This is a genomic window from Streptomyces sp. NPDC001549 (assembly GCF_042894025.1).
Lineage (GTDB): Bacteria > Actinomycetota > Actinomycetes > Streptomycetales > Streptomycetaceae > Streptomyces > Streptomyces kutzneri.
This window is the reverse complement of record NZ_JBIAVJ010000037.1, coordinates 1-21,209: the sequence shown is the minus strand read 5'-3', so window position 1 is coordinate 21,209 and position 21,209 is coordinate 1. Positions and strand designations below refer to the sequence as shown.

Sequence of the window (21,209 nt, the reverse complement as noted above, 5' to 3'; positions counted from 1 at the left end):
CTGTCGGGCATGACGCTCCCCCTGAACGATTCCCTGAGGGCGCGTTCTCTTCTTGGTCGTGGATCCGCCGGTCGGACGAAAGCACTGATCAGTCTGAGTCGGCACGTGCCGCCTGTCAAAGGGAGCGCACGGTTTCCGGGCGGCCGCGCGCCCCCCTCCCGGCCCGCTTCCGGTCAGTCGAACCAGCGGTCCCGGGCCAGTTCCGCCGTACGCGACGGGTCCTCCAGCAGCGCCGCCACCTCGAAGCGGCGCGGCCACTGGCCCGCCGACCAGGCCAGGCCGGCGGCCACGCCCTCCAGCGTGGACGCGTGGAGCGTGCCGTCGGGGGTGCGGCGCCAGTCGAGCTCCGTGCCGCCCGCGACCAGCTCCTCGTGCTCGATGTACGTCGCCGGAGTGGCCGGACCCAGCAGCACGAGCACCGACTCCGGTACCTCGTGCTCCTCGCCGGGCGTGGTCACCTCCGCCGGAACCGTCTCCGAGAGGCGGCGGACCTGGAGCAGCTCCGCCAGATCCGCCGCACGCGACGGCGGGACCGGCAGCAGCGGCAGCCCCGCCGTCAGCGGGAGCAGGTCAGGGGCGTCCGCGATCACCGCGTCGGCCGCGTCCACCACGAGCACCTCGCCGTCCACCACCGCGCGCAGCTCGTCCGGGAGGGTGACCTGCTCGGGGTCCAGATCGGCCAGCGCACCGTACAGACCGTGCAGCTGGTGGCCGGTGATCTCGCGGTCCGGGTCGGCGAGCCGGGCCAGCAGTTCGGCGGCGCCGCCGGGCTCGTCCAGCAGGGCCGGCACGGACGTGCGGACGCCCAGCGCCCGCAGGACCTGCTCGTCCTCGAAGCCCGTGGCGTCCGCCGACGTGTAGAGGCCCTCCAGCAGCGGGTCGCCGCCCGCCGCGCGCAGGCCCGCCGGGCGGCGGCCGTCGAGCACCGGGTGGTCGCGCAGCCACCAGGCGGTGTACGGGCGCACCGACTGCGTGGTGCCGTCCGGCAGCAGGATCCGCACGGGCTGGGTCAGCGCGTCACGCAGCGGCGGCTGCGCGAGCATGGCGAGGGCCTGCGGCCAGCAGTCGTCGTCGACGAGGTCGAGGTCCCGGACGGCGATCAGCTCGGTCGCCACCGGCGGGACCGGGGTGTCCGGCAGCTGGTCCAGGAGGTCCTCGCACCACACGTCCACCGCGTCCAGCAGGCCCGCGTCGTCGGGCTCGGCGAAGTCGCCCTCGCGCGGTTCCAGTTCGTCCGGGTCGAGGACCACGTCGGTCGCGCGGACCAGCTGGAAGGTGGCCAGGACCCCGCACGCGGTGAGCGGGCCCGCACCCCACCGCTCGGCGAGGTCCGCGTCCACGTACGGGACCTCGTCCTCGCGGATCACCGAGGCCAGCGGGCTGCCCGGCAGCAGGAGCTCGCCCGCCGGGACCAGTTCCCCGTCCTCGTCCGGCAGGGCCAGCGCGCCGAGCCAGGGTTCGTCGCCCGGCGCCAGATCGGCATCCCGGACCAGCCCGAGGACCACCTCGGCCAGCTCGTCGGCGTCCAGGGTGTCGGCGTCCTCGTCCCAGATCTCCCCGGCGTCGAGGGAAGCGGCGACGGCCGCCCGCACCTGCGGGGTCGTCAGGACCGCCCGCGCCGTGGCCGGGAGGGCGCCGAGCTTCTCCAGCAGCGGGTGCGCCGCGTCCGGGTGGGCCACCTTCAGGCCCAGCCGGGCCAGGCTCGCCGGCGTGTCCGCGCCGGGCAGCAGGATGTGCCGGGGGCCGATCGAGGTGCGGCCGTCGGCGAGCGGCACGGGCAGCCCCGACAGCCGGTCGGGGTCCACCCCGGCGAGGCTGTCGTAGAGCCGGTGCCACCACTCGGGGGTCCGCTCGATGCCCGCGATCCGCTCGATGGCATCGCCCAGCGGGAGCCGGCCCACCCCCAGGGTGCGCAGCTCGGCCCGGCGCTCCAGGCCCGCCGGCAGCAGCGTCGGCAGGACCTCGGCGAGGACGCGTACGGTGTCGGCGCCCGCGCCCTCCACCACCTCGGCCTCGAAGGGGCGCAGGGCGGCACGCTCCTCCGCGTGCTCGGGCGGCGCGGCCGGTGCGAGGAAAGCGGTACGGGGCAGGCGCTGGAGCACGGCCGCGCGCAGGGCCCCGTCCAGCTCGCCCTTGCCGAGCGGGCCGGGCACCAGGTCCACGAGGGCGGTGGTCACCGGGTCCCAGGCGCCGAGGAGTTCGGCGTACGCGTCGGCCGCGCGCTCCACGAGGAAGTCGAGCAGCGGCCCCGGCGCGGGATGCCGGCGGGTGGTGTCCAGCGGCAGGGTCGCGATGAGCAGCGCCGGGATGCCCAGCGGCTCGTCGGTGGGGGTCGGCGCGTGCACCACGGGAGCCGTGACCGGGCGGACCGGGGCGCCGTCGGAGTCGACGGGCACGGCCCAGGACACCGCCCAGGCGGGCCGCAGCCGCTCCTCGACGGGCCGGTCGGCGAGCAGCGCGCGCTCGATGGGGCCGCCGTGGCGGACGGTGCGCCAGCGGTGGGTGACCGTACCGGAGTCGGTGGTGTCCTCGATGACCGTGTACGGGCCCTCGTCACGCCGGTACAGGGTGCGCGTGCCGTCGGCCGGGGTCTCCACGACGACCTCGCGCAGCCCGGGCAGGGTGAGCAGCAGGGCGTCGTCGACGCCCGCCAGCAGCCGTTCCACCAGACCCTCGGCGGCGGCGTCGCGCAGCGGGAGGACCACGACGGTGTCGTAGCCCTCGGGGGCGGTGCCCTCGGCGGGCAGCGGGAGGCGCAACAGCGGAACGTGCCCGTCGCGGCGGCGCAGTTCGTCGCCGAGGCCGGGGCTGCCGACGGCGGCGCCCCGGGCCAGTTCCCGGGCCTCGGCCAGGGACCAGCGCACCCCGCCGTGGCGGCCGAGCACCGCGGGTTCGTCGGAGACGGCCAGCACGGCCGCGAAGCCGACGCCGAACCGGCCGACGCTGTCGCCGGACGGCTCCCGCTTGGCGGAGGCGCGCAGGGTGCTCAGCGACTCCACGCCCGTCGCGTCCAGCGGGGCACCGGTGTTGGCGACGGCCAGCAGCGCATGCCCGCCCTCGCCCCCGTGCAGGGTGAGCCGCAGCCGGCCGGGCACCTTGGCCCGGGCCGCGGCGTCGGCGGCGTTCTGCGCCAGCTCGATGACGAGCCGGTCGCGGTAGCCGCCGAGCGCGAGGTCCTCCTCGGCGTTGGCGTCCTCGCGGAACCGGGCCGGGCCCGCACCCCACGCGTCGAGCACCCCGCGCCGCAGCCGGGCCGTGCCGAAGGGGTCCACACCGCTCTGGGCCGCCGTCACTCGCACGCTCACGCCGCTGCCTCCAAGAATCGCCGCCGGAGCCCTGAAGGTACCGCGTGCGGGAGAACCCCCACGCCGGTGGCCTCCGGGTGTCCGGGGAACGCCGAAGCCCCCGGCGACAGCAGGTCACCGGGGGCTTCACGTCGTACCGGACGGGTGATGGTCAGAGCTTCTCGATCACGTGGTCGATGCAGGCCGTCAGCGCCTGCACGTCCGCCGGGTCGATCGCCGGGAACATCGCGATACGCAGCTGGTTGCGGCCGAGCTTGCGGTACGGCTCGGTGTCCACGATCCCGTTGGCGCGCAGCACCTTGGCGACGGCCGCCGCGTCGATGTCGTCCGAGAAGTCGATCGTGCCGATGACGGACGAGCGCTTGTCGGCGTCCACGACGAACGGGGTCGCGTACTTGGACGCCTCCGCCCAGCCGTACAGGTTGCGCGCACTGGCCGCCGTACGGCCGGTGGTGAACTCCAGGCCGCCCTGGCTGTTCATCCACTGCAGCTGCTGGTCCAGCAGGAACAGGGTGGACAGCGCCGGGGTGTTGTACGTCTGGTTCTTCAGCGAGTTGTCGATCGCCGTCGGCAGCGAGAAGAACTCCGGGATGTGCCGGCTGCCGGAGGCGTGCACGCGGGCGGCGCGCTCAAGGGCGGCCGGGGAGAACGCGGCCAGCCACAGGCCGCCGTCCGAGGCGAAGGACTTCTGCGGCGCGAAGTAGTAGACGTCCGTCTCGGTGATGTCCACCGGCAGACCGCCGGCACCCGAGGTCGCGTCCACCAGAACGAGGGACCCGGCGTCGGCGCCCGCGACGCGCTTGATCGGCGCCGCCACACCCGTCGAGGTCTCGTTGTGGGTGTACGCGTACACGTCCACGCCCGCCTCGGCCACCGGATCCGGGTGCGTGCCCGGGTCGGAGGAGATCACGGACGGCGCGTCCAGCCACGGCGCGAGCTTCGCGGCCGTGGCGAACTTCGAGGAGAACTCGCCGAAGGTGAGGTGCTGGGACTTCCGCTCGATCAGACCGGCGGTCGCGATGTCCCAGAAGGCGGTGGAGCCGCCGTTGCCCAGGATCACCTCGTACCCCTCGGGGAGGGAGAAGAGGTCCCGGAGGCCCTGGCGCACCGATCCGACCAGGTTCTTGACCGGGGCCTGGCGGTGTGAGGTTCCGAGCAGGGAGGTACCGGTGGCGGCGAGGGCGTCCAGCGCCTCGGTCCGCACCTTGGAGGGGCCCGCGCCGAAGCGTCCGTCGGCGGGCTTGATGTCAGCGGGAATCTGGATCTCAGCCACGAGCGGAGCGTATCGGGTCCCGGTCCGCGCCTCGGAAGCGCGTCCACCCGATGAGACGGGTCCGGCCGGTGGGAGGGTGGGACCGTGACGTCACCCGGTGAACTCGAACGGTCATTGCGGGAGAACCTGCGCGGGGAGATCGACTTCGGCGCCGCCGCACGGGCCCTGACCACCATGGACGCCTCGAACTACCGGCGTGTCCCGGTGGGTGTGGTCGCCCCGCGCGACGCCGACGACGTGGCGGCCGCCCTCGCCGTGTGCGCCGAGGCCGGGGTCCCGGTCGTGCCGCGCGGCGGCGGGACGTCCATCGCCGGCCAGGCCACCGGGGTGGGCGTGGTCCTCGACCTCACCCGGCACATGAACGGCCTCGTGTCGGTGGACCCGGCGGCCAGGACGGCCGTGGTCCAGCCCGGGCTGGTCCTCGACCGGCTGCGGGACGCCGTTCGCCCGTACGGGCTGACCTTCGGGCCCGACCCGTCCACGCACTCCCGCTGCACCCTCGGCGGCATGATCGGCAACAACGCGTGCGGCGCCCACTCGGTGGCCTGGGGCACCACCGCGGACAACGTGACCGAGCTGGCCGTGACGGCGTACGGGGGCACCGCGCACCGGATCGCGACGGGCTGGGACGGCGCCCCGGCGGGCCTGCGGGACCTGGTCACCGGACATCTGGGGCTGCTGCGCACCGGGATGACACCCGCCGGGATGCCGCCCGGCTTCTCGCGGCGGATCTCCGGCTACGGGGGCCTCGACGCGCTACTGCCCGAGCGCGGGGTGCAACTGGCACGGGCGTTCTGCGGGAGCGAGGGCACGCTCGGGGTGGTGACGGAGGCGGTGGTGCGCCTGGTGGAGGCGCCGCGCGCGCCGGTGCTCGCGGTGCTCGGGTACGCGGACGAGAGCGCGGCGGCGGAAGCGGCGGCCGGGCTGCTGCCGTACGGGCCGCTGACGGTGGAGGGGATGGCCGAGGACCTGGTGGGCGGCACGGCTGCGGAGCTGCCCCGGGGCGGGGCGTGGCTGTTCGTGGAGATGCCCGACGAGGGCGGGGCACGGGCCCTGCTGCGGGCCGCCGACGCGGTGGACGCGACGGTCGTCACCGATCCGGCGGGGCAGCGGGCGCTGTGGCGGATCCGCGAGGACGCGGCGGGCACGGCGACGCGGATGCCGGGTGGCGGGATGGCCTGGCCGGGGTGGGAGGACTGCGCGGTACCGCCGGCCCGGCTGGGGGCGTACCTGAGGGAGTTCCGGGCCCTGCTGGCGGCGCACGGGCTGCGCGGATCCCCGTACGGGCACTTCGGCGAGGGCTGCGTGCACGTACGGATCGACTTCGACCTGGTGTCGGCGGCGGGCATCGCCCGCTTCCGGGACTTCTCCGGGGAACTGGCCGATCTGGTCGTCGCGCACGGCGGCTCCCTGTCGGGGGAGCACGGGGACGGGCAGGCGCGGGCGGAGCTGCTGCCGAAGATGTACGGGACGGAGGTGGTCCGGCTCTTCGGCGCGTACAAGGACGTGTGGGACCCGGCGGGCGGGATGAACCCGGGGATGCTGGTCAGGCCGGCACGACTGGACGAGAACCTGCGCTTCGCGGTGCTGCCGGCCACCCCGTTCGCGGGTGAGGTCGCGCGGTGCGTGGGCGTCGCGAAGTGCCGGACGACGGATACGGGTGGCGGCGCCTCGGTGATGTGCCCGTCGTACCGGGTCACGGGGGAGGAACGGCACTCCACGCGCGGCCGGGCCCGGCTGCTGCACGAGATGCTGGCCGGGGAGATCGTCACGGACGGCTGGCGCTCGGCGGAGGTCGCCGAGGCGCTGGACCTGTGCCTGGGGTGCAAGGGCTGCCGCAGCGACTGCCCGGTGGGCGTGGACATGGCCGCGTACAAGGCGGAGTTCCTGCACCGCCACTGGGCGGGCCGGATCCGCCCGCTGTCCCACTACACCCTGGGCGGCCTGCCCGGCTGGCTCCGGCTGATCGCCGCCCTGCGGGCGGCGGGGGCGGTCAACGCCCTGGCCCGGCGCGTCCCCGTACCCGGGCTGGACCGGGACCGGGGCGGCCGCCTGCCGGAGCTGGCGCGGGAGCCGTTCACGCGCGGTACGGACCGCCCCCGGACGGGCGATCGGACGCCCGCGCCCGGCCCCACCGTCACCCTCTGGCCCGACACCTTCACGGAGTACCTCGCCCCCGAGGCCGGCCACGCCGCGCTCCGCGTGCTCCGGGCGGCCGGGCTGGACGCGTCCGTCCCCCGCGGCGGCCGGGTCTGCTGCGGTCTGACGTACGTGTCCACCGGCCGCCTCGACCGCGCCCGTACGGTCCTGCGCCGGACGCTGGACGCACTGGGAGACGTACCGGGGCCCGTCGTGGTCCTCGAACCGAGCTGCGCCGCGGCCCTGCGCACCGACCTGCCCGCGCTGCTCCCCGACGACCCCCGCGCGGCCCGCCTCGCGGGGGCGGTGCGCACCTTCGCCGAGACCCTGGAGGAGTACGCCCCGGACTGGCGGCCGCCGCGCCTGGACCGGGAGGTCGTCGGCCAGACCCACTGCCACCAGCACGCGGTGCTCGGGGACGGCCCCGACCGGCGGCTGCGCGAGCGGGCCGGGCTGGTGGGCGAGCTCAGCGGGGGCTGCTGCGGGCTGGCGGGCAACTTCGGCTTCGAGCCCGGGCACCACGGGGTGTCGGTGGCCTGCGCGGAGGAACAGCTGCTCCCGTCCCTGCGCGCGGCCCCGCGGGACGCCGTGATCCAGGCGGACGGATTCTCGTGCCGTACGCAGATCGCACAGCTGGGCGGGATGCGGGCCCGGCACCTGGCGGAACTCCTGGCGGAGGGGTTGTAGGGCGGTTGTAGCGCAGTGTTGTCACGGTTGTAAGGCAGAAAATGCGGCGACACTCCTTACGGGCCCTTAGTCTGGAGAGATGCCCGCACCTTCCTCTTCGTCCTCCGCGGCGGCCTCCCCGGCCGTCGCCGCACCGGCTCCGTCGACCGCAAAGGGCTCCCACTCCGGTTCCGGTTCTGCTTCCGGTTCCGGTTCCGATTCCGGCTCTGGTTCTGGCTCCGGCTCCGGGCTCGGTCCTGTGGCGCTGGTGATCTCGGCGGGCATCTCGGTGCAGTTCGGCGCCGCCCTCGCGGTCATGATCATGCCGAGGGCCGGCGCGGCGGGCGTGGTCACCCTGCGCCTCGCGGCCGCCGCGCTCGTGCTGCTGATCCTGTGCCGCCCCAAGGTGCGCGGCTACTCCCGTTCCGACTGGGTCACGGTGCTCGCCTTCGGCGTCGCCATGGCCGGTATGAACGGCCTCTTCTACCAGTCCATCGACCGGATCCCGCTCGGCCCGGCCGTCACCCTGGAGGTCCTCGGACCGCTCGCCCTCTCCGTCATCGTCTCCCGGCGCCTGGTCAACGTGCTGTGGGCCGGCCTCGCGCTCGGCGGTGTGGTCCTGCTGTCCGGGCACGGCGGGGGCGGCCTCGGCTTCGGCTCCCTCGACCCGCTGGGCGCGGCGTACGCGCTCGGGGCGGGCGCGATGTGGGCGGCGTACATCGTGTTCAGCGCGCGCACAGGCCGCCGCTTCCCGCAGGCGGACGGGCTCGCGCTGGCGATGGCGGTGGCCGCGGTCATCTCGCTGCCGCTGGGCATTGCCGAAGCCGGCTCGGACCTGCTGGTTCCGAGCACGCTCGCGCTGGGTGTGGGCGTGGCCGTCCTGTCCTCCGTCCTGCCGTACACGCTGGAACTGCTCGCGCTGCGGCGGATGCCGGCCCCGACCTTCGCGATCCTGATGAGCCTGGAGCCGGCCATCGCCGCCACCGCGGGCTTCCTCGTCCTGAACCAGGCCATGTCCGCACTGGACGCCCTGGCCATCGCCCTCGTGATCGCGGCCAGCATGGGCGCGGTCCGCTCGCAGATCCGGAAGAAGGCCGCCTGATGGACGTCGCCACCTACCTGGCCGCGGTCCCGGAGGCCCGACGGGAGGCCCTGGTGCGGCTGCGGGAGCTGTGCCTGGAGGAGCTGACCGGGTTCGAGGAGGGGATCGCGTACGGGATGCCGGTGTACGTGCGGGCGGGTGAGACCGCCGGCGAGATCGCCTGGGCGAACCAGAAGCAGTACATCTCCTTCTACCTGATGCGCACCGACGTCCGGGACGCCTTCGCGGACCGCCTGGCCGCCCACGACATGGGCAAGGTCTGCCTCCGCTTCCGCAACCCCGCCAAGGTCGACTTCGACCTCCTCCGGGACCTCCTCCGGGCGACGGCGAAGGCGGGCTGAGGGGGTTCGGGAGCTGCGCGCCCGGGGGCCTTCACCCCCTCGGCACCCCCGCTCGCGGGCGGCGGCTGTCCACCCCCGCCCCTCGGCGGCTGGGCGGAGTCGATGGCCTGCCGGGCGGGGTCGGTGGGCGGGATCCGGTCGACCGGCATCAGCGTGGCGTACGGGGGTTTCCCGTCAGTCTCATCGTCTCTCCGGTTCGGGCCGGGCGACAAGAGACCACCGGAGCGGTCGGAGATGCCCAGGGAGATCCTGGCGAGCACGGCCTTGAGATGCGGCCCATCCAGACCAGACCCCGGGTTGGTGGACGCGTCCAATCGCTACGCGCTCCTCATCTCTCGGCGTCTCCGGGCCGTCTCGGGTCGGGCATGGGCCGCCGACTGCCTGCGAGTGCGCTCTTCTGGGACTGCGACCGGCCGTTCGAGCGTGGTACGTGGTGAGATCGAGGACTCGGACCGGCTGTCCGGCCCAGACCGTTACGCGCTCCGCAGTACGGTTGCGGCTGCTCGGCGCGATCGCCGGCTCAGTCAGACCTGGACGCTCCTGCGTACTCGGGTGATCACCCTCTGGGCTTCTGCGCCGAACACTGCGGCCGAGTGGAACGCTTCCCAGACCCTGCGGTAGACACCGATAGTCCCCGCATCGTCCAGCCACAATTCCGCATGCCAGTCGTCGGCAATGACGAGTTGGTCATCGAAGATCCAGAACGGGTTGCCCGGCGGCAGCCTCAAGGCTGCTTCGTACGGGACGATTCCCAGCTCCACGGTGTCCATGCCCACGACCCCCAGCAGACGGTCCAGCTGGGCGGCGTGGATTGGTGGAGGGCACAGCCGCGCCTGGAGGGCGCCCTCCCACATGATCAGCCGCAGGCGCTTCCCCGATTGGTAGAGCCACTCCTGTCGCTTCATCCGGACCCTTACGGCCTCATCGGCGTCCCGAGGGGAGTTCTGTAGAGCGGCGTACTGCTCGAAGATGCAGCGGGCGTACTCGGCGGTCTGGAGCATGCCGTTGACGGCATTGTTCTCCCAGACATGCATGGTGCCGGCATCGGAGACCACTGCGTTCCAGGTCTCCTGCACAGGGCGGTGTCCCCCCGCGAGCTGCCGCCCCCACGACCGGATGTGTCTCTCGAACCCTCTCAGGCGGCCGTGCAGCTCCTCGTATGTGCCCGGCTGGCCTGTGGCCTCGGCCCACTGCCGGAGGTCGTCAGGTGTGGCCGTCTGGCGTCCGTTCTCCAGCTTGGAGACCTTGCTCTGTCCCCAGCCCAACCGCTCGGCCAGAGCAGTGCCGGTGATCCTGCCGTGGGGGCTCGACTCGCGCAGTTCACGCAGGCGCAGCCCGAGCGCCTCGCGGGCCTTCTGGTAGTCCGTGCTCACCGGTGGTCGTTCTGTCTACTCGCCCGCTGTCAGCCCTGCCAGGAACCTCTCGTACGGGACCGCGTGATGCCACGCCGCGTCCCTCGCCCGCGTCCAGCGGATGACCTCCGAGGGTTCAGTGATCATCTCTACGTCCACGAGGTTGTCCGCCCGGTCGAAGCGCAGTACGGCAACGAGTCGGCTGTCGAACAGCCAAGCATCGTCGGAGGGGAGGTGCAGGCGCTTGGCGTCCTCGCGGCTGAGGTTGCGGATGTCCTCGCCCAGGCTGCTGTTCCGCCTCGCGTTGTCCATCAGGTAGAGCTGGCCAATGGTCGGCGGATCGTCCACGACGCGTACCCGCTCGACCCTCTTGCCCTGTGCTGTCTGTGGAGCAATCAGTTCGCAGTACGGGTCCTTGGGATCCCACCGCGCCGCTCCGGCTTCGATGAACTGCCTATATGTCTCGGTGGCCTCGTCGCTGGCATACCGGCTTCGGGTCTCAAGTCGCCACGCGGTGTGCTCGAACGTCCGGAACAGGTTCTCGAACTCGTCCAGGTCGATGACGCTCGCCTCCCGTGTGGCGTCCTTCGGCGTCCAGTCCACCAGCAGCGCGCGAGGCACGACGATAGCGACCTCGCCCTCGGATAGGTGCTGTAGCTGGGCCACATCGTCGGGGTCTGCCAGCGGCGGGCCGTGGACGATCACCTCTCGGCTGTCCACGTCCTCGTGGACCGAAGGGCATCCGGTCCCGCCGCTGCCCGTGCCGTTGAACCGCAGCCTGCGTGCCATTCGCGATCACCTCTCGTGGAGGAAGGCCGTCCCGACTAGGGTCTCGGCTGCCGCAGCCGAATGTCGAGGTATGACGGGACCCCGCGCGAGAATAACCGGGAATAGTCTCGTTGCAGCCCAACTCCTGGCTTCTAGCTTTCCGTTCATGGACGTGACCCCAGCCAAGAAGCGGGACGGGACCTGGAGCCTCTTGTGGCAGCAGATGCCGCAGCGCGAGGCGTTCCCCAAGCCCGAGATGAACGCCGAGATCCGCAATCATCCGCACCGTCGTAGGAGGGCATTCAAGCGAACCGGCAGGAGGGAGGAGCAGTCGTGACCGTCAGGTCCGTCGTGACCTTCGTCAAGCATGCGATCAAGCGGCATCCCGATGCCGAGACGACCGCCACTGCCCGTTGTGTGCACCCTGACTGCGGCTGGGAAGCACCTCCGACCGGCGACGCGAACGAGTGCGCCGACTGGTGCATGGAACATACCGGCCGCACTGGGCACGGCATCTTCCTGCGCACGTTCTCGGAGATCGCTGTGGTGGTTCGCGCCGACCGGTAGTCCCTTCAGCGCTGGCGCATGCCGCCGACCGGGACGGCAGGGATCGGGGTCCAGGCCGACTCGGCGATTTCGCCGTTCGGCTCCGGCCGGAACCGGCCGCCCGGTGATGCGTACCCGGTAGAAGACCATCGTTACGCGTGGCCCGCCCGGTCGGTCGCGGGGACCGGCCGGGCGGGCGGGCGGGATCAGCCGAGGGGGAGGTCCAGGTAGGACGGGGTGGCGTCCGGGGAGGTGAACGCCAGGGTCGCGCGGGGCAGGTTGGCGTCGGCGTAGAAGGGGTCGCGGGCGTCGATCACCAGCATCAGGCGGTGGCCGCGCGGCACGTCGTAGGCCGTGGCCTGGAGATCGATGTCCGCGCTGATCAGGCTGTCGGGCGGGGAGTCGAGGTCGGTGTACGGGGCGTGCGTGATGATGTGGGCCGTGCCGTCGGGGGCCGTGTCGAGGAGGTACGCGACGAAGGTGGATCCGGGGTTCGCCGCGCGGTACGTCACGCGCAGCCGCGGTATGCCGCGCAGCCGGGTGGTCTCCCCGGCCGGGTCCGCGGTCCATACGGCGGCGACGGTGCGGTCGATGTCCTGGGTCCGGTAGATCTTCGGGCGGCCGGCGATCTCCGCGTAGCCGGACTGCACCACCTTGTCGGCGACGGTCGCCGGGGTGTCCACCCCGCACAGTACGGTCGCCGTCCAGCCGGCCTGCGGTTCGTCGCCGAGCTCGCCGTCGTCCGTCAGGTGCAGCCGTTCCAGGCGTTCGGTGAGGGAGGGCCAGGTGGGACGGGGTTCGAGGGTTTTGCTCCACATGATCTCGCCGAGCACCTGACCCTCGGCGTCGATGCCGTTGTCGATGTCCTTGAGGTGGCGGTCGAACCAGCGGTGGGCGTCCGTCCAGATCCGGTTGGGCAGGCCGAGCATGCCGGTCATCTCGGGGCCGGAGTGGTCGCCGATGGAGACGGCGAGGCGTTTGGGGCCGGTCAGTTCGTTGAACATCTTCAGCGTCTGGTTGGGCGGGAAGAGCGTTTCGTGCCAGGCGTGCGAGAAGAAGACCGGCACCTGGCGGCGGTTGAGCTCCTTGATGTGGGTGAAGGGCGAGCGGGTCTCCGCCCAGCGCAGGGTGCCCTGGACGTCGCGGTCGGCGAGGACGTTGTCGAAGACGCTCTGCGTCTGCGGGCTCAGCCGGGCCTTCGCGGCCGCGTCGAGCAGGGCCCGTACGGCCGCGATGTGCCGGGTGGAGTTCTCGTAGAAGGCCTCGCCGAGGTCGCCCCAGGTGCTGAGCGCGACCACGGCGTCGACGCGGGTGTCGTGCGCGGCGACGAGCTGGCTGATGCCGGAGCCGTACGAGTCCCCGAGGAAGCCGATCTTCGTCACCGGGCCGGTGCTGCGCTCGATGAGGTGGTCCAGGGCCCGGCTGCCGTCGGCGACGTCGAGCGGGCCCGCCACGTCGACCTGGCCCTCGGAGCCGGCGAAGCCGCGGGTGGAGTAGACGAGGACGTTGTAGCCGCGGGCGGCGAAGCGGGAGGCCTGGACGGCGTACGGGAGCCAGCCCAGGCTGGACCAGGGCGAGGGCATGACGATCGCGGGGCGGGGCTGGGTCCCGGTGTGCCGCCAGAGCGCGGCGTCGAGGAGGTCCCCGTCGGCGCCGGTCACCTTGCCGCGGGTGAAGACGGCGACCGAGCGGACCTCGGCGATCTCGGCGGCGCGGGCAGGGGCGAGGCCGGTGACGTCGCCGCTCTCCAGGGCGGTGACGAAGGCGGTGAGGGCGGTCGCGTCGAGTTCGGGATAGAGGGAGAAGGGGGTGCGGGCGGCTGGGGTCACGTCAGTCCATCCTCTTCGTCGTCTTCATCGTCTTCGTCGAGTGAGTCGAGTGAGTCGAGTGAGTCGAGTGAGTCGAGTGAGTCGAGTGCGTCGAGTGACACGAACTGGGTGCGCCCGCCCGGGCCCGGAGCGGAGCGTTCAGTATCGACGGGACATCCAGTGACGTATCGCGAGTTTCCGGGTTACGGCCGAAATCGCCCCCGCCGTTCCCACTGGCCGCCGGGCGGCGGGACCTGCGGCCGGTGCGCGGGACGGCAACTGCCTTTCCCGTGAGGTGGTTTGGCTCGCGTGGCGGGAAGGCGTCGCCACCCGAGAAAATCATGCAAGCGTGCTTGATTGTTTTGCCGGGTGCTGCCAGTCTTCCCCTCACGCCGAGAAGGGGAGCGCACCGTGCCCGATCCGTCCGCCGTCGACGCAGCCGTCGCCGTCTTCGCAGATCTGCGCGAGGAAGGCCGTGAACTGGACTCCCTGGTAAGGGAGTTGCCCGTCCAAGACTGGGCCCGGCCCACCCCCGCGCCCGGTTGGACCGTCGCCCACCAGATCGCCCACCTGCACTGGACCGACCGGGCCTCGCTGCTCTCCCTCACCGACGCCACCGGCTTCGGCCACATGGTCGAGGAGGCCCTGAAGGCCCCCGACACCTTCGTCGACGAGGGCGCGCGCGAGGGCGCGGAGCTGGCCCCCGCCGAGCTGCTCGCCCGCTGGCGCACCACGCGCGCCGCCCTCGACGAGGCGCTGGCCGCGGCCTCGCCCGACACCCGCTTCCCCTGGTACGGGCCGCCGATGAAGGCCGCCTCCATGGCCAGCGCCCGGTTGATGGAGACCTGGGCCCACGGCCAGGACGTCGCCGACGCGCTCGGCGTGCGCCGCACCCCGACCGCGCGGCTGCGGCACGTGGCGCGGATCGGCGTACGGGCCCGCGACTACGCCTACGCCGTACGCGGACTGCCCGCGCCCACCGAGCAGTTCCGGGTGGAGCTGACGGCCCCCGACGGCCCGCGGGTGTGGACGTACGGCCCGCCGGACGCCCCGCAGCGGATCACCGGCCCGGCGCTCGACTTCTGCCTCCTGGTGACCCAGCGGGCCCACCGCGCCGACCTGGGCCTGACCGCGACCGGCCCCGACGCGGACCGCTGGCTGGACATCGCCCAGGCGTTCGCCGGCCCGGCGGGAGCCGGCCGCGAGCCGGGAGCCGCGCGGTGACCCGGCGCCCGCTCGTCATCGGCAACGCCTCGGGCTTCTACGGTGACCGCTCGGGCGCCCTGCGCGAGATGCTGACCGGCGGCCCGCTGGACGTGCTGACCGGCGACTACCTGGCCGAGCTGACCATGTTGATCCTGGGCCGCGACCGCCTGAAGAACCCGGACCTCGGCTACGCCAAGACCTTCCTGCGGCAGCTGGAGGAGGGGCTCGGGCTCGCGCACGAGCGCGGCGTACGGATCGTCGCGAACGCGGGAGGCCTCAACCCGGCCGGACTCGCCGACGCCGTACGGGCCCTGGCGGCGAAGACGGGCGTCCCGGTGCGGGTCGCCCACGTCGAGGGCGACGACCTCACCGCGCAGGTGGACGGGGCCCTGACCGCCAACGCCTATCTCGGGGGTGCCGGGATCACGGCCTGTCTGCGGGCGGGCGCCGACGTGGTGGTGACCGGCCGGGTCACGGACGCGGCGCTGGTCAGCGGCCCGGCAGCCTGGTGGTTCGACTGGGCCCCGGACGACCACGACCGGCTGGCGGGGGCGGTGGCCGCGGGCCACGTCCTGGAATGCGGCACCCAGGCCACCGGCGGCAACTACTCCTTCTTCGCCCGGCACGACGTCCGCCGCCCCGGCTTCCCGCTGGCGGAGATCTCCGAGGACGGCTCGGCGGTCATCACCAAACACCCCGGCACGGGCGGAGCCGTCACCGCCGGCACCGTCACCGCCCAACTCCTCTACGAGACCCAGGGCGTGCGGTACCTCGGCCCGGACGTGACCACCCGCCTGGACACCGTCCGGCTGACCGACGAGGGCGCCGACCGGGTACGCGTCACGGGAGTGCGCGGCGAGGCCCCGCCACCCTCCCTGAAAGTGGGCGTCACCCGGATCGGCGGCTGGCGCAACGAGGTCGTCTTCGTCCTGACCGGCCTGGACATCGAGGCCAAGGCGGACCTCGTCCGCACCCAGCTCGCCGAGGTGCTGGAGGGCGTGGCCGACGCGACCTGGACCCTGGCCCGCACCGACCACGAGGACGCCGACACGCAGGAGACGGCCTCCGCCCTGCTGCGACTGGTGGTCCGCGACCCGTCCCCGGACCGGGTGGGCCGCGCCCTGACCTCGGCGGCGATCGAGCTCGCGCTCGGCAGCTACCCGGGGTTCCACGTCACCGCCCCACCCGGCCCGGCCCAGCCCTACGGCGTCTTCACCTCGACCCTGATCCCGTCGCACGAGGTCCCGCACACGGCAGTCCTCCCGGACGGTACCCGGCTGCCGATGACCGCTGCGCGGGCCTTTTCAGCCCCTCCGGCGATCGAGGAGCGGGGGCCCGGGGGCGGAGCCCCCACAGGGCCGACGGCAGGACCCACCGTCCGGGCGCCGCTCGGCGCCGTGGCCGGGGCCCGCAGCGGCGACAAGGGCGGCGACGCCAACGTCGGGGTCTGGGTCGAGACCGACCCCGCCTGGGAGTGGCTGCGCGACACCATCACCGCCGAGGTGTTCCGGGAACTGCTCCCGGAGACCCGCGGCCTCCCCGTCACCCGCCACGAGCTGCCGCAGCTGAGGGCCCTGAACTTCACCGTCACCGGCATCCTCGGCGACGGCGTCGCCTCCGGCCACCGCTTCGACCCCCAGGCCAAGGCCCTCGGCGAATGGCTCCGCGCCCGCCACCTCGACATCCCCGTCGCTCTCCTCCCGGCCCCGGAGGCCACCTCATGACCCGCCTCGGCACCACCGTCGACCCGCACGCCCCCGATCACGCGCAGGCCCGTACCGCCGCGCTGGAGCGCCTCGCCGCCCTCGACGCCGAGCACGCCAAGGCCCTGCAGGGCGGCGGCGAGAAGTACACGGCCCGCCACCAGGACCGCGGCAAGCTCCTGGCGCGCGAGCGCGTCGAGCTGCTCCTCGACCCCGACACCCCGTTCCTGGAACTGTCCCCGCTCGCCGCCTGGGGCAGCGACTACCCCGTCGGCGCCTCCATGGTCACCGGCATCGGCACCGTCGAGGGCGTCGAGTGCCTGATCACCGCCAACGACCCCACCGTCCGCGGCGGCGCCTCCAACCCGTGGACGCTGAAGAAGGCGCTGCGCGCCAACGAGATCGCCCGGCAGAACCGCCTCCCCTGCATCAGCCTCGTGGAGTCCGGCGGCGCCGATCTGCCCTCCCAGAAGGAGATCTTCATCCCGGGCGGCGCGGTCTTCCGCGACCTCACCCGGCTCTCGGCCGAGGGCATCCCCACCGTCGCCGTCGTCTTCGGCAACTCCACCGCCGGAGGCGCGTACATCCCCGGCATGTCCGACCACACCATCATGATCAAGGACCGTTCCAAGGTGTTCCTCGGCGGTCCGCCCCTGGTCAAGATGGCCACCGGTGAGGAGAGCGACGACGAGTCCCTCGGCGGCGCCGACATGCACGCCCGCGTCTCCGGACTCGCCGACCACTACGCCCTCGACGAGTACGACGCCATCCGCCAGGCCCGCCGCGTCGTGGCCCGCCTGAACCACCGCAAGCCGCACCAGGACCCTCCGAAGGCCGAGGAACCCCTCCACGACCCCGAGGAACTCCTCGGCATCGTCCCGCACGACCTCAAGACCCCCTTCGACCCGCGCGAGGTCATCGCCCGGATCGTCGACGCCTCCGACTTCGACGAGTTCAAGCCCCTCTACGGCCCCAGCCTCGTCACCGGCTGGGCCACCCTGCACGGCTACCTGGTCGGCATCCTCGCCAACGCGCAGGGCGTGCTGTTCAGCGCCGAGTCCCAGAAGGCCGCCCAGTTCATCCAGCTCGCCAACCAGCGCGACATCCCCCTCCTCTTCCTCCACAACACCACCGGCTACATGGTCGGCAAGGAGTACGAGCAGGGCGGCATCGTCAAACACGGCTCGATGATGATCAACGCGGTCTCCAACTCGAAGGTCCCGCACCTGTCCGTACTCATCGGCGCCAGCTACGGCGCCGGCCACTACGGCATGTGCGGCCGCGCCTACGAGCCCCGCTTCCTCTTCGCCTGGCCCAGCGCCAAGTCCGCCGTCATGGGCCCCCAGCAGCTGGCCGGAGTGCTCTCCATCGTGTCCCGCCAGTCGGCCGCCGCCAAGGGACTCCCGTACGACGAGGAGGCCGACGCCGGGATGCGGGCCTTCGTCGAAGCGCAGATCGAGTCCGAGTCCCTGCCGATGTTCCTGTCCGGGCGGCTGTACGACGACGGGGTCATCGACCCGCGCGACACCCGTACCGTCCTCGGCCTGTGCCTGTCGGCCGTCCACAACGCCCCCGTCGAGGGCGCCCGTGGCGGCTTCGGCGTCTTCCGGATGTGAGCCCGCACATGACGAACCTGACCTCCCTCCTCGTCGCCAACCGCGGCGAGATCGCCGTCCGGATCTTCCGCACCGCCCGCGCCCTGGGCCTGGCCACCGTCGCCGTCCACTCCGACCCCGACGCCGACGCCCTGCACGTCCGCGACGCCGACGCGGCCGTACGGCTGCCCGGCGCGGCCCCCGCCGACACCTACCTGCGCGGCGACCTCATCATCAAGGCCGCCCTCGCCGCGGGCGCCGACGCCGTGCACCCCGGCTACGGCTTCCTCTCCGAGAACGCCGGCTTCGCCCGCGAAGTCCTGGCCGCCGGACTGACCTGGATCGGCCCGCCCCCCGAGGCCATCGAGGCCATGGCCTCCAAAACCCGGGCCAAGGAACTGATGCGCACCGCCGGGGTGCCGCTCCTCGATCCCGTCGACCCGGCCGCCGCCACCCCCGCCGACCTGCCCCTCCTCCTCAAGGCCGCGGCCGGTGGAGGCGGCCGCGGCATGCGCGTGGTCCGTGACCTCGACCAGCTCAAGGAGGCCCTCGACACGGCCTCGGCCGAGGCCCGCTCCGCCTTCGGGGACGGCGAGGTCTTCGCCGAGCCCTACGTGGAACGCGGCCGCCACGTCGAGGTGCAGATCCTCGCCGACGCCCATGGCACCGTCTGGGCGCTGGGCACCCGCGACTGCTCCCTCCAGCGGCGCCACCAGAAGGTCATCGAGGAAGCCCCCGCACCGGGCCTGCCCGAAAGCCTGCGCGAGAGCCTCCACTCCGCAGCCGTCGCCGCCGCCCGCGCGGTCTCGTACGAGGGCGCGGGCACCGTCGAGTTCCTCGTCACCGCCGACGGACGCCCCTACTTCCTGGAGATGAACACCCGCCTCCAGGTCGAACACCCCGTCACCGAAGCCGTCTTCGGCCTCGACCTCGTCGCCCTCCAGCTGCGCGTCGCCGAGGGCGCGGCCCTGCCCCCGGCACCCCCGGAGCCCACCGGCCACGCCGTCGAAGCCCGCCTCTACGCCGAGGACCCCGCCCAGGACTGGCGCCCGCAGACCGGCGCCCTGCACACCCTCGCCATCCCCGGCGAGATCCGCGTGGACACCGGCTTCACCGACGGGGACACCGTCGGCATCCACTACGACCCCATGCTCGCCAAGGTCGTCGCCCACGCCCCCTCCCGCGCCGAGGCCGTCCGGGCCCTCGCCGGCGCCCTCGCCGGCGCCCGCATCCACGGGCTCACCACCAACCGCGAGCTCCTCGTACGCTCCCTGCGGCACCCGGAGTTCGCCGCCGGGCAGCTCGACACCGGCTTCTACGACCGCCACCTCGACACCCTCACCGGCGGCACCCCGGACCCCACCCCGGCCGCCCTCGCCGCCGCCCTCGCCGAAGCGGCCCCCGGCCCGGACGCCCCCCTCGCCGCCCGCCTCGGCGGCTGGCGCAACGTCCGTTCCCAGCCGCAGACCCGCCGCTACACCGCGGCCGGCACCGAGTACGAGGTCCAGTACCACCCGGTGAACCACCCCGGGATCCGGGTCGTGGCAGCCACCCCCGACCTCGTCACCCTCGAAGTCGAGGGGATCAGGCGGGTGTTCCACGTGAAACACAATTCGAACAACACCGAGATCTACGTGGACTCCGCGCTCGGCGCCCACACCCTCACCCCCGTTCCCCGGTTCCCGGACCCTCAGGACCGCACCGAACCGGGCTCGCTGCTCGCCCCCATGCCCGGCACCGTCGTCCGCATCGCCGAGGGCCTGGCCCCCGGCAGCCCCGTCACCGCGGGCCAGCCCCTGCTCTGGCTGGAGGCCATGAAGATGGAGCACCGCATCCTCGCTCCCGCCTCCGGCACGCTCACCGCGCTCCACGTCGCCACCGGCCAACAGGTCGAGTTCGGCGCCCTGCTCGCCGTAGTCCAGGAGGAACCGCAAGCATGAGCACCGTCATCGAAACCGAAGAGCACCACGCCCTGCGCGCCGCCGTCGCCGCCCTCGGGCAGCGCTACGGCCGCGACTACCTCGCCCGCGTCGCCCGCGAAGGCGGCCACCCCGACGAGCTGTGGTCCGACGCCGCGAAGCTCGGCTACCTCGGGGTCAACCTCCCCGAGGAGTACGGCGGCGGGGGCGGCGGCATCGCCGAACTCTCCATCGTCCTGGAAGAACTCGGGGCCGCGGGCTGTCCCCTCCTCATGATGGTCGTCTCGCCCGCCATCTGCGGCACGGTCATCGCCCGCTTCGGCACGGACGCCCAGAAGGAGGCCTGGCTGCCCGGCCTCGCCGACGGCAGCCGCACCATGGCCTTCGGCATCACCGAACCCGACGCCGGATCCAACTCCCACCGGATCACCACCACGGCCCGCCGCGACGGCGACGACTGGATCCTCACCGGCCGCAAGGTCTTCATCTCCGGCGTCGACATCGCCGACGCCACCCTCATCGTCGGCCGCACCGAGACCGCATCATCCAGCGGGGCCGCACCGGCCCTCAAGCCCTGCCTGTTCATCGTCCCGCGCGACGCCCCCGGTTTCACCCGCTCGGTCATCGACATGGAACTGGCCGCCGCGGAGAAGCAGTTCGAACTCACCCTGGACGACGTACGCCTGCCGTCCTCCGCCCTCGTGGGCGACGAGGACGCGGGCCTGCTCCAGCTGTTCGCCGGACTCAACCCCGAGCGGATCATGACCGCCGCCTTCGCCATCGGGATGGGCCGGCACGCCCTCGCCAAGGCCGTCGACTACGCGAAGACCCGCCAGGTCTGGAAGGCCCCCATCGGCGCGCACCAGGCCGTGGCCCACCCGCTGGCCCAGGCGCACATCGAGCTGGAACTGGCCCGTCTGATGATGCAGAAGGCGGCCCGCCTGTACGACGCGGGCGACGACATGGGGGCGGGCGAGGCGGCGAACATGGCCAAGTACGCCGCGGCGGAGGCCTGCGTCCGTGCCGTTGACCAGGCGGTCCACACCCTCGGCGGCAACGGCCTCACCCGCGAATACGGCCTGGCCTCCCTCATCACCGCCTCCCGCGTGTCCCGCATCGCCCCGGTCAGCCGCGAGATGATCCTGAACTTCATCTCCCACCAAACCCTGGGCCTCCCGAAGTCCTACTAGCCGGTTGCCCTGCGGGCGGCTCGGCGGTGTGCGGCTCGGCCGGATCCACGCCGGGCGCTGCCCGGACCCGCGCCGTTGCCCTGCGGGCGGCTTGGCGGTGTGCGGCTCGGGCCGTCTGCCGGGTGCTGCCCGGACCCGCGCCTCAAACGCCGGCGGGGCTGGATGTGGCGGGTTTGTCGGCAAGGTGTCGGGGCGGGGTGTCGGGGCGGGGTGTCTCCTCGGCTCGGCGCGTGCGGGTTTGTCTCGGCTGTGCGCGGTGGTTGCGCGCTCGTCCTGCGGGGACACCCCGCCCCGTC

At 73.1% G+C, this 21,209-nt stretch carries 15 protein-coding genes; 10 read left to right on the top strand and 5 right to left on the bottom strand.

What is annotated here, in order from left to right:
* Positions 1-173: 173 nt before the first annotated feature.
* Together ACFY04_RS39050 and serC are read right to left on the bottom strand one after the other, a co-directional pair.
* Positions 174-3,305, bottom strand: coding sequence for a sacsin N-terminal ATP-binding-like domain-containing protein (locus ACFY04_RS39050; RefSeq protein WP_389124903.1), 3,132 nt, complete (start codon positions 3,303-3,305; stop codon positions 174-176).
* A gap of 151 nt (positions 3,306-3,456) precedes the next feature.
* The gene (serC, locus tag ACFY04_RS39045; RefSeq protein WP_389124900.1) at positions 3,457-4,578 is read right to left on the bottom strand and encodes a phosphoserine transaminase; all 1,122 of its coding nucleotides are present in this window, start codon (positions 4,576-4,578) and stop codon (positions 3,457-3,459) included.
* A 174-nt stretch (positions 4,579-4,752) separates the two neighbouring features.
* On the opposite strand from serC, the gene ACFY04_RS39040 reads away from it, so the two are divergent.
* The 3 genes from ACFY04_RS39040 to ACFY04_RS39030 all read left to right on the top strand — a co-directional run bounded on the left by ACFY04_RS39040 (position 4,753) and on the right by ACFY04_RS39030 (position 8,826).
* The gene (locus ACFY04_RS39040) at positions 4,753-7,404 is read left to right on the top strand and encodes an FAD-binding and (Fe-S)-binding domain-containing protein (protein ID WP_389125001.1); all 2,652 of its coding nucleotides are present in this window, start codon (positions 4,753-4,755) and stop codon (positions 7,402-7,404) included.
* Between the two features lie 79 nt (positions 7,405-7,483).
* Positions 7,484-8,485: a DMT family transporter gene (locus ACFY04_RS39035; protein ID WP_389124897.1), complete on the top strand. Its 1,002-nt coding sequence runs from the start codon at positions 7,484-7,486 to the stop codon at positions 8,483-8,485.
* Positions 8,485-8,826, top strand: coding sequence for a DUF1801 domain-containing protein (locus ACFY04_RS39030; protein WP_351162009.1), 342 nt, complete (start codon positions 8,485-8,487; stop codon positions 8,824-8,826). Before ACFY04_RS39035 ends, ACFY04_RS39030 begins: the two co-directional genes overlap by 1 nt.
* 524 nt (positions 8,827-9,350) lie before the next feature.
* Here ACFY04_RS39030 and ACFY04_RS39025 read toward each other — a convergent pair.
* Entirely contained in the window at positions 9,351-10,199 is an 849-nt protein-coding gene (locus tag ACFY04_RS39025) for a helix-turn-helix domain-containing protein (RefSeq protein ID WP_389124893.1), read from the bottom strand.
* A gap of 15 nt (positions 10,200-10,214) precedes the next feature.
* On the bottom strand, positions 10,215-10,967 hold the full coding sequence (locus ACFY04_RS39020; protein ID WP_389124891.1) for a DUF6879 family protein: 753 nt from the start codon (positions 10,965-10,967) through the stop codon (positions 10,215-10,217).
* 145 nt (positions 10,968-11,112) lie between these two features.
* On the opposite strand from ACFY04_RS39020, the gene ACFY04_RS39015 reads away from it, so the two are divergent.
* Positions 11,113-11,283 carry a hypothetical protein gene (locus ACFY04_RS39015; protein WP_389124888.1) on the top strand — a complete coding sequence of 57 codons (171 nt, stop codon included), beginning with the start codon at positions 11,113-11,115 and terminating at the stop codon, positions 11,281-11,283.
* Positions 11,280-11,513: a hypothetical protein gene (locus ACFY04_RS39010; protein WP_389124885.1), complete on the top strand. Its 234-nt coding sequence runs from the start codon at positions 11,280-11,282 to the stop codon at positions 11,511-11,513. Before ACFY04_RS39015 ends, ACFY04_RS39010 begins: the two co-directional genes overlap by 4 nt.
* 185 nt (positions 11,514-11,698) lie before the next feature.
* On the opposite strand, the gene ACFY04_RS39005 is transcribed toward ACFY04_RS39010, so the two are convergent.
* Positions 11,699-13,321 carry a CocE/NonD family hydrolase gene (locus tag ACFY04_RS39005; RefSeq protein WP_389124882.1) on the bottom strand — a complete coding sequence of 541 codons (1,623 nt, stop codon included), beginning with the start codon at positions 13,319-13,321 and terminating at the stop codon, positions 11,699-11,701.
* A 390-nt stretch (positions 13,322-13,711) separates the two neighbouring features.
* Here ACFY04_RS39005 and ACFY04_RS39000 point away from each other — a divergent pair, with 390 nt between their 5' ends.
* The 5 genes from ACFY04_RS39000 (at position 13,712) to ACFY04_RS38980 (ending at position 20,913) form a co-directional block, all read left to right on the top strand.
* The gene (locus ACFY04_RS39000; protein WP_389124879.1) at positions 13,712-14,524 is read left to right on the top strand and encodes a TIGR03084 family metal-binding protein; all 813 of its coding nucleotides are present in this window, start codon (positions 13,712-13,714) and stop codon (positions 14,522-14,524) included.
* 68 nt (positions 14,525-14,592) lie between these two features.
* Positions 14,593-16,230: an acyclic terpene utilization AtuA family protein gene (locus ACFY04_RS38995; protein WP_389124998.1), complete on the top strand. Its 1,638-nt coding sequence runs from the start codon at positions 14,593-14,595 to the stop codon at positions 16,228-16,230.
* Positions 16,227-17,825 (top strand): acyl-CoA carboxylase subunit beta, encoded by a 1,599-nt coding sequence (locus ACFY04_RS38990; RefSeq protein WP_389124876.1) that lies wholly within the window; start codon positions 16,227-16,229, stop codon positions 17,823-17,825. Before ACFY04_RS38995 ends, ACFY04_RS38990 begins: the two co-directional genes overlap by 4 nt.
* Before the next feature lie 8 nt (positions 17,826-17,833).
* Complete coding sequence (locus ACFY04_RS38985) at positions 17,834-19,744, top strand: biotin carboxylase N-terminal domain-containing protein (RefSeq protein ID WP_389124873.1); 1,911 nt, start codon at positions 17,834-17,836, stop codon at positions 19,742-19,744.
* The gene (locus tag ACFY04_RS38980) at positions 19,741-20,913 is read left to right on the top strand and encodes an acyl-CoA dehydrogenase family protein (RefSeq protein ID WP_389124870.1); all 1,173 of its coding nucleotides are present in this window, start codon (positions 19,741-19,743) and stop codon (positions 20,911-20,913) included. Before ACFY04_RS38985 ends, ACFY04_RS38980 begins: the two co-directional genes overlap by 4 nt.
* Positions 20,914-21,209 lie beyond the last annotated feature (296 nt).

Coding starts and splice junctions, on each gene's coding strand:
- ACFY04_RS39040 (WP_389125001.1), top strand. CDS start 4,753: ATGGACGCCTCGAACTACCGGCGTGTCCCGGTGGGTGTGGTCGCCCCG.
- ACFY04_RS38990 (WP_389124876.1), top strand. CDS start 16,227: ATGACCCGCCTCGGCACCACCGTCGACCCGCACGCCCCCGATCACGCG.
- ACFY04_RS38995 (WP_389124998.1), top strand. CDS start 14,593: ATGCTGACCGGCGGCCCGCTGGACGTGCTGACCGGCGACTACCTGGCC.
- ACFY04_RS39035 (WP_389124897.1), top strand. CDS start 7,484: ATGCCCGCACCTTCCTCTTCGTCCTCCGCGGCGGCCTCCCCGGCCGTC.
- ACFY04_RS39030 (WP_351162009.1), top strand. CDS start 8,485: ATGGACGTCGCCACCTACCTGGCCGCGGTCCCGGAGGCCCGACGGGAG.
- ACFY04_RS39015 (WP_389124888.1), top strand. CDS start 11,113: ATGGACGTGACCCCAGCCAAGAAGCGGGACGGGACCTGGAGCCTCTTG.
- ACFY04_RS38980 (WP_389124870.1), top strand. CDS start 19,741: ATGAGCACCGTCATCGAAACCGAAGAGCACCACGCCCTGCGCGCCGCC.
- ACFY04_RS39020 (WP_389124891.1), bottom strand. CDS start 10,967: ATGGCACGCAGGCTGCGGTTCAACGGCACGGGCAGCGGCGGGACCGGA.
- ACFY04_RS38985 (WP_389124873.1), top strand. CDS start 17,834: ATGACGAACCTGACCTCCCTCCTCGTCGCCAACCGCGGCGAGATCGCC.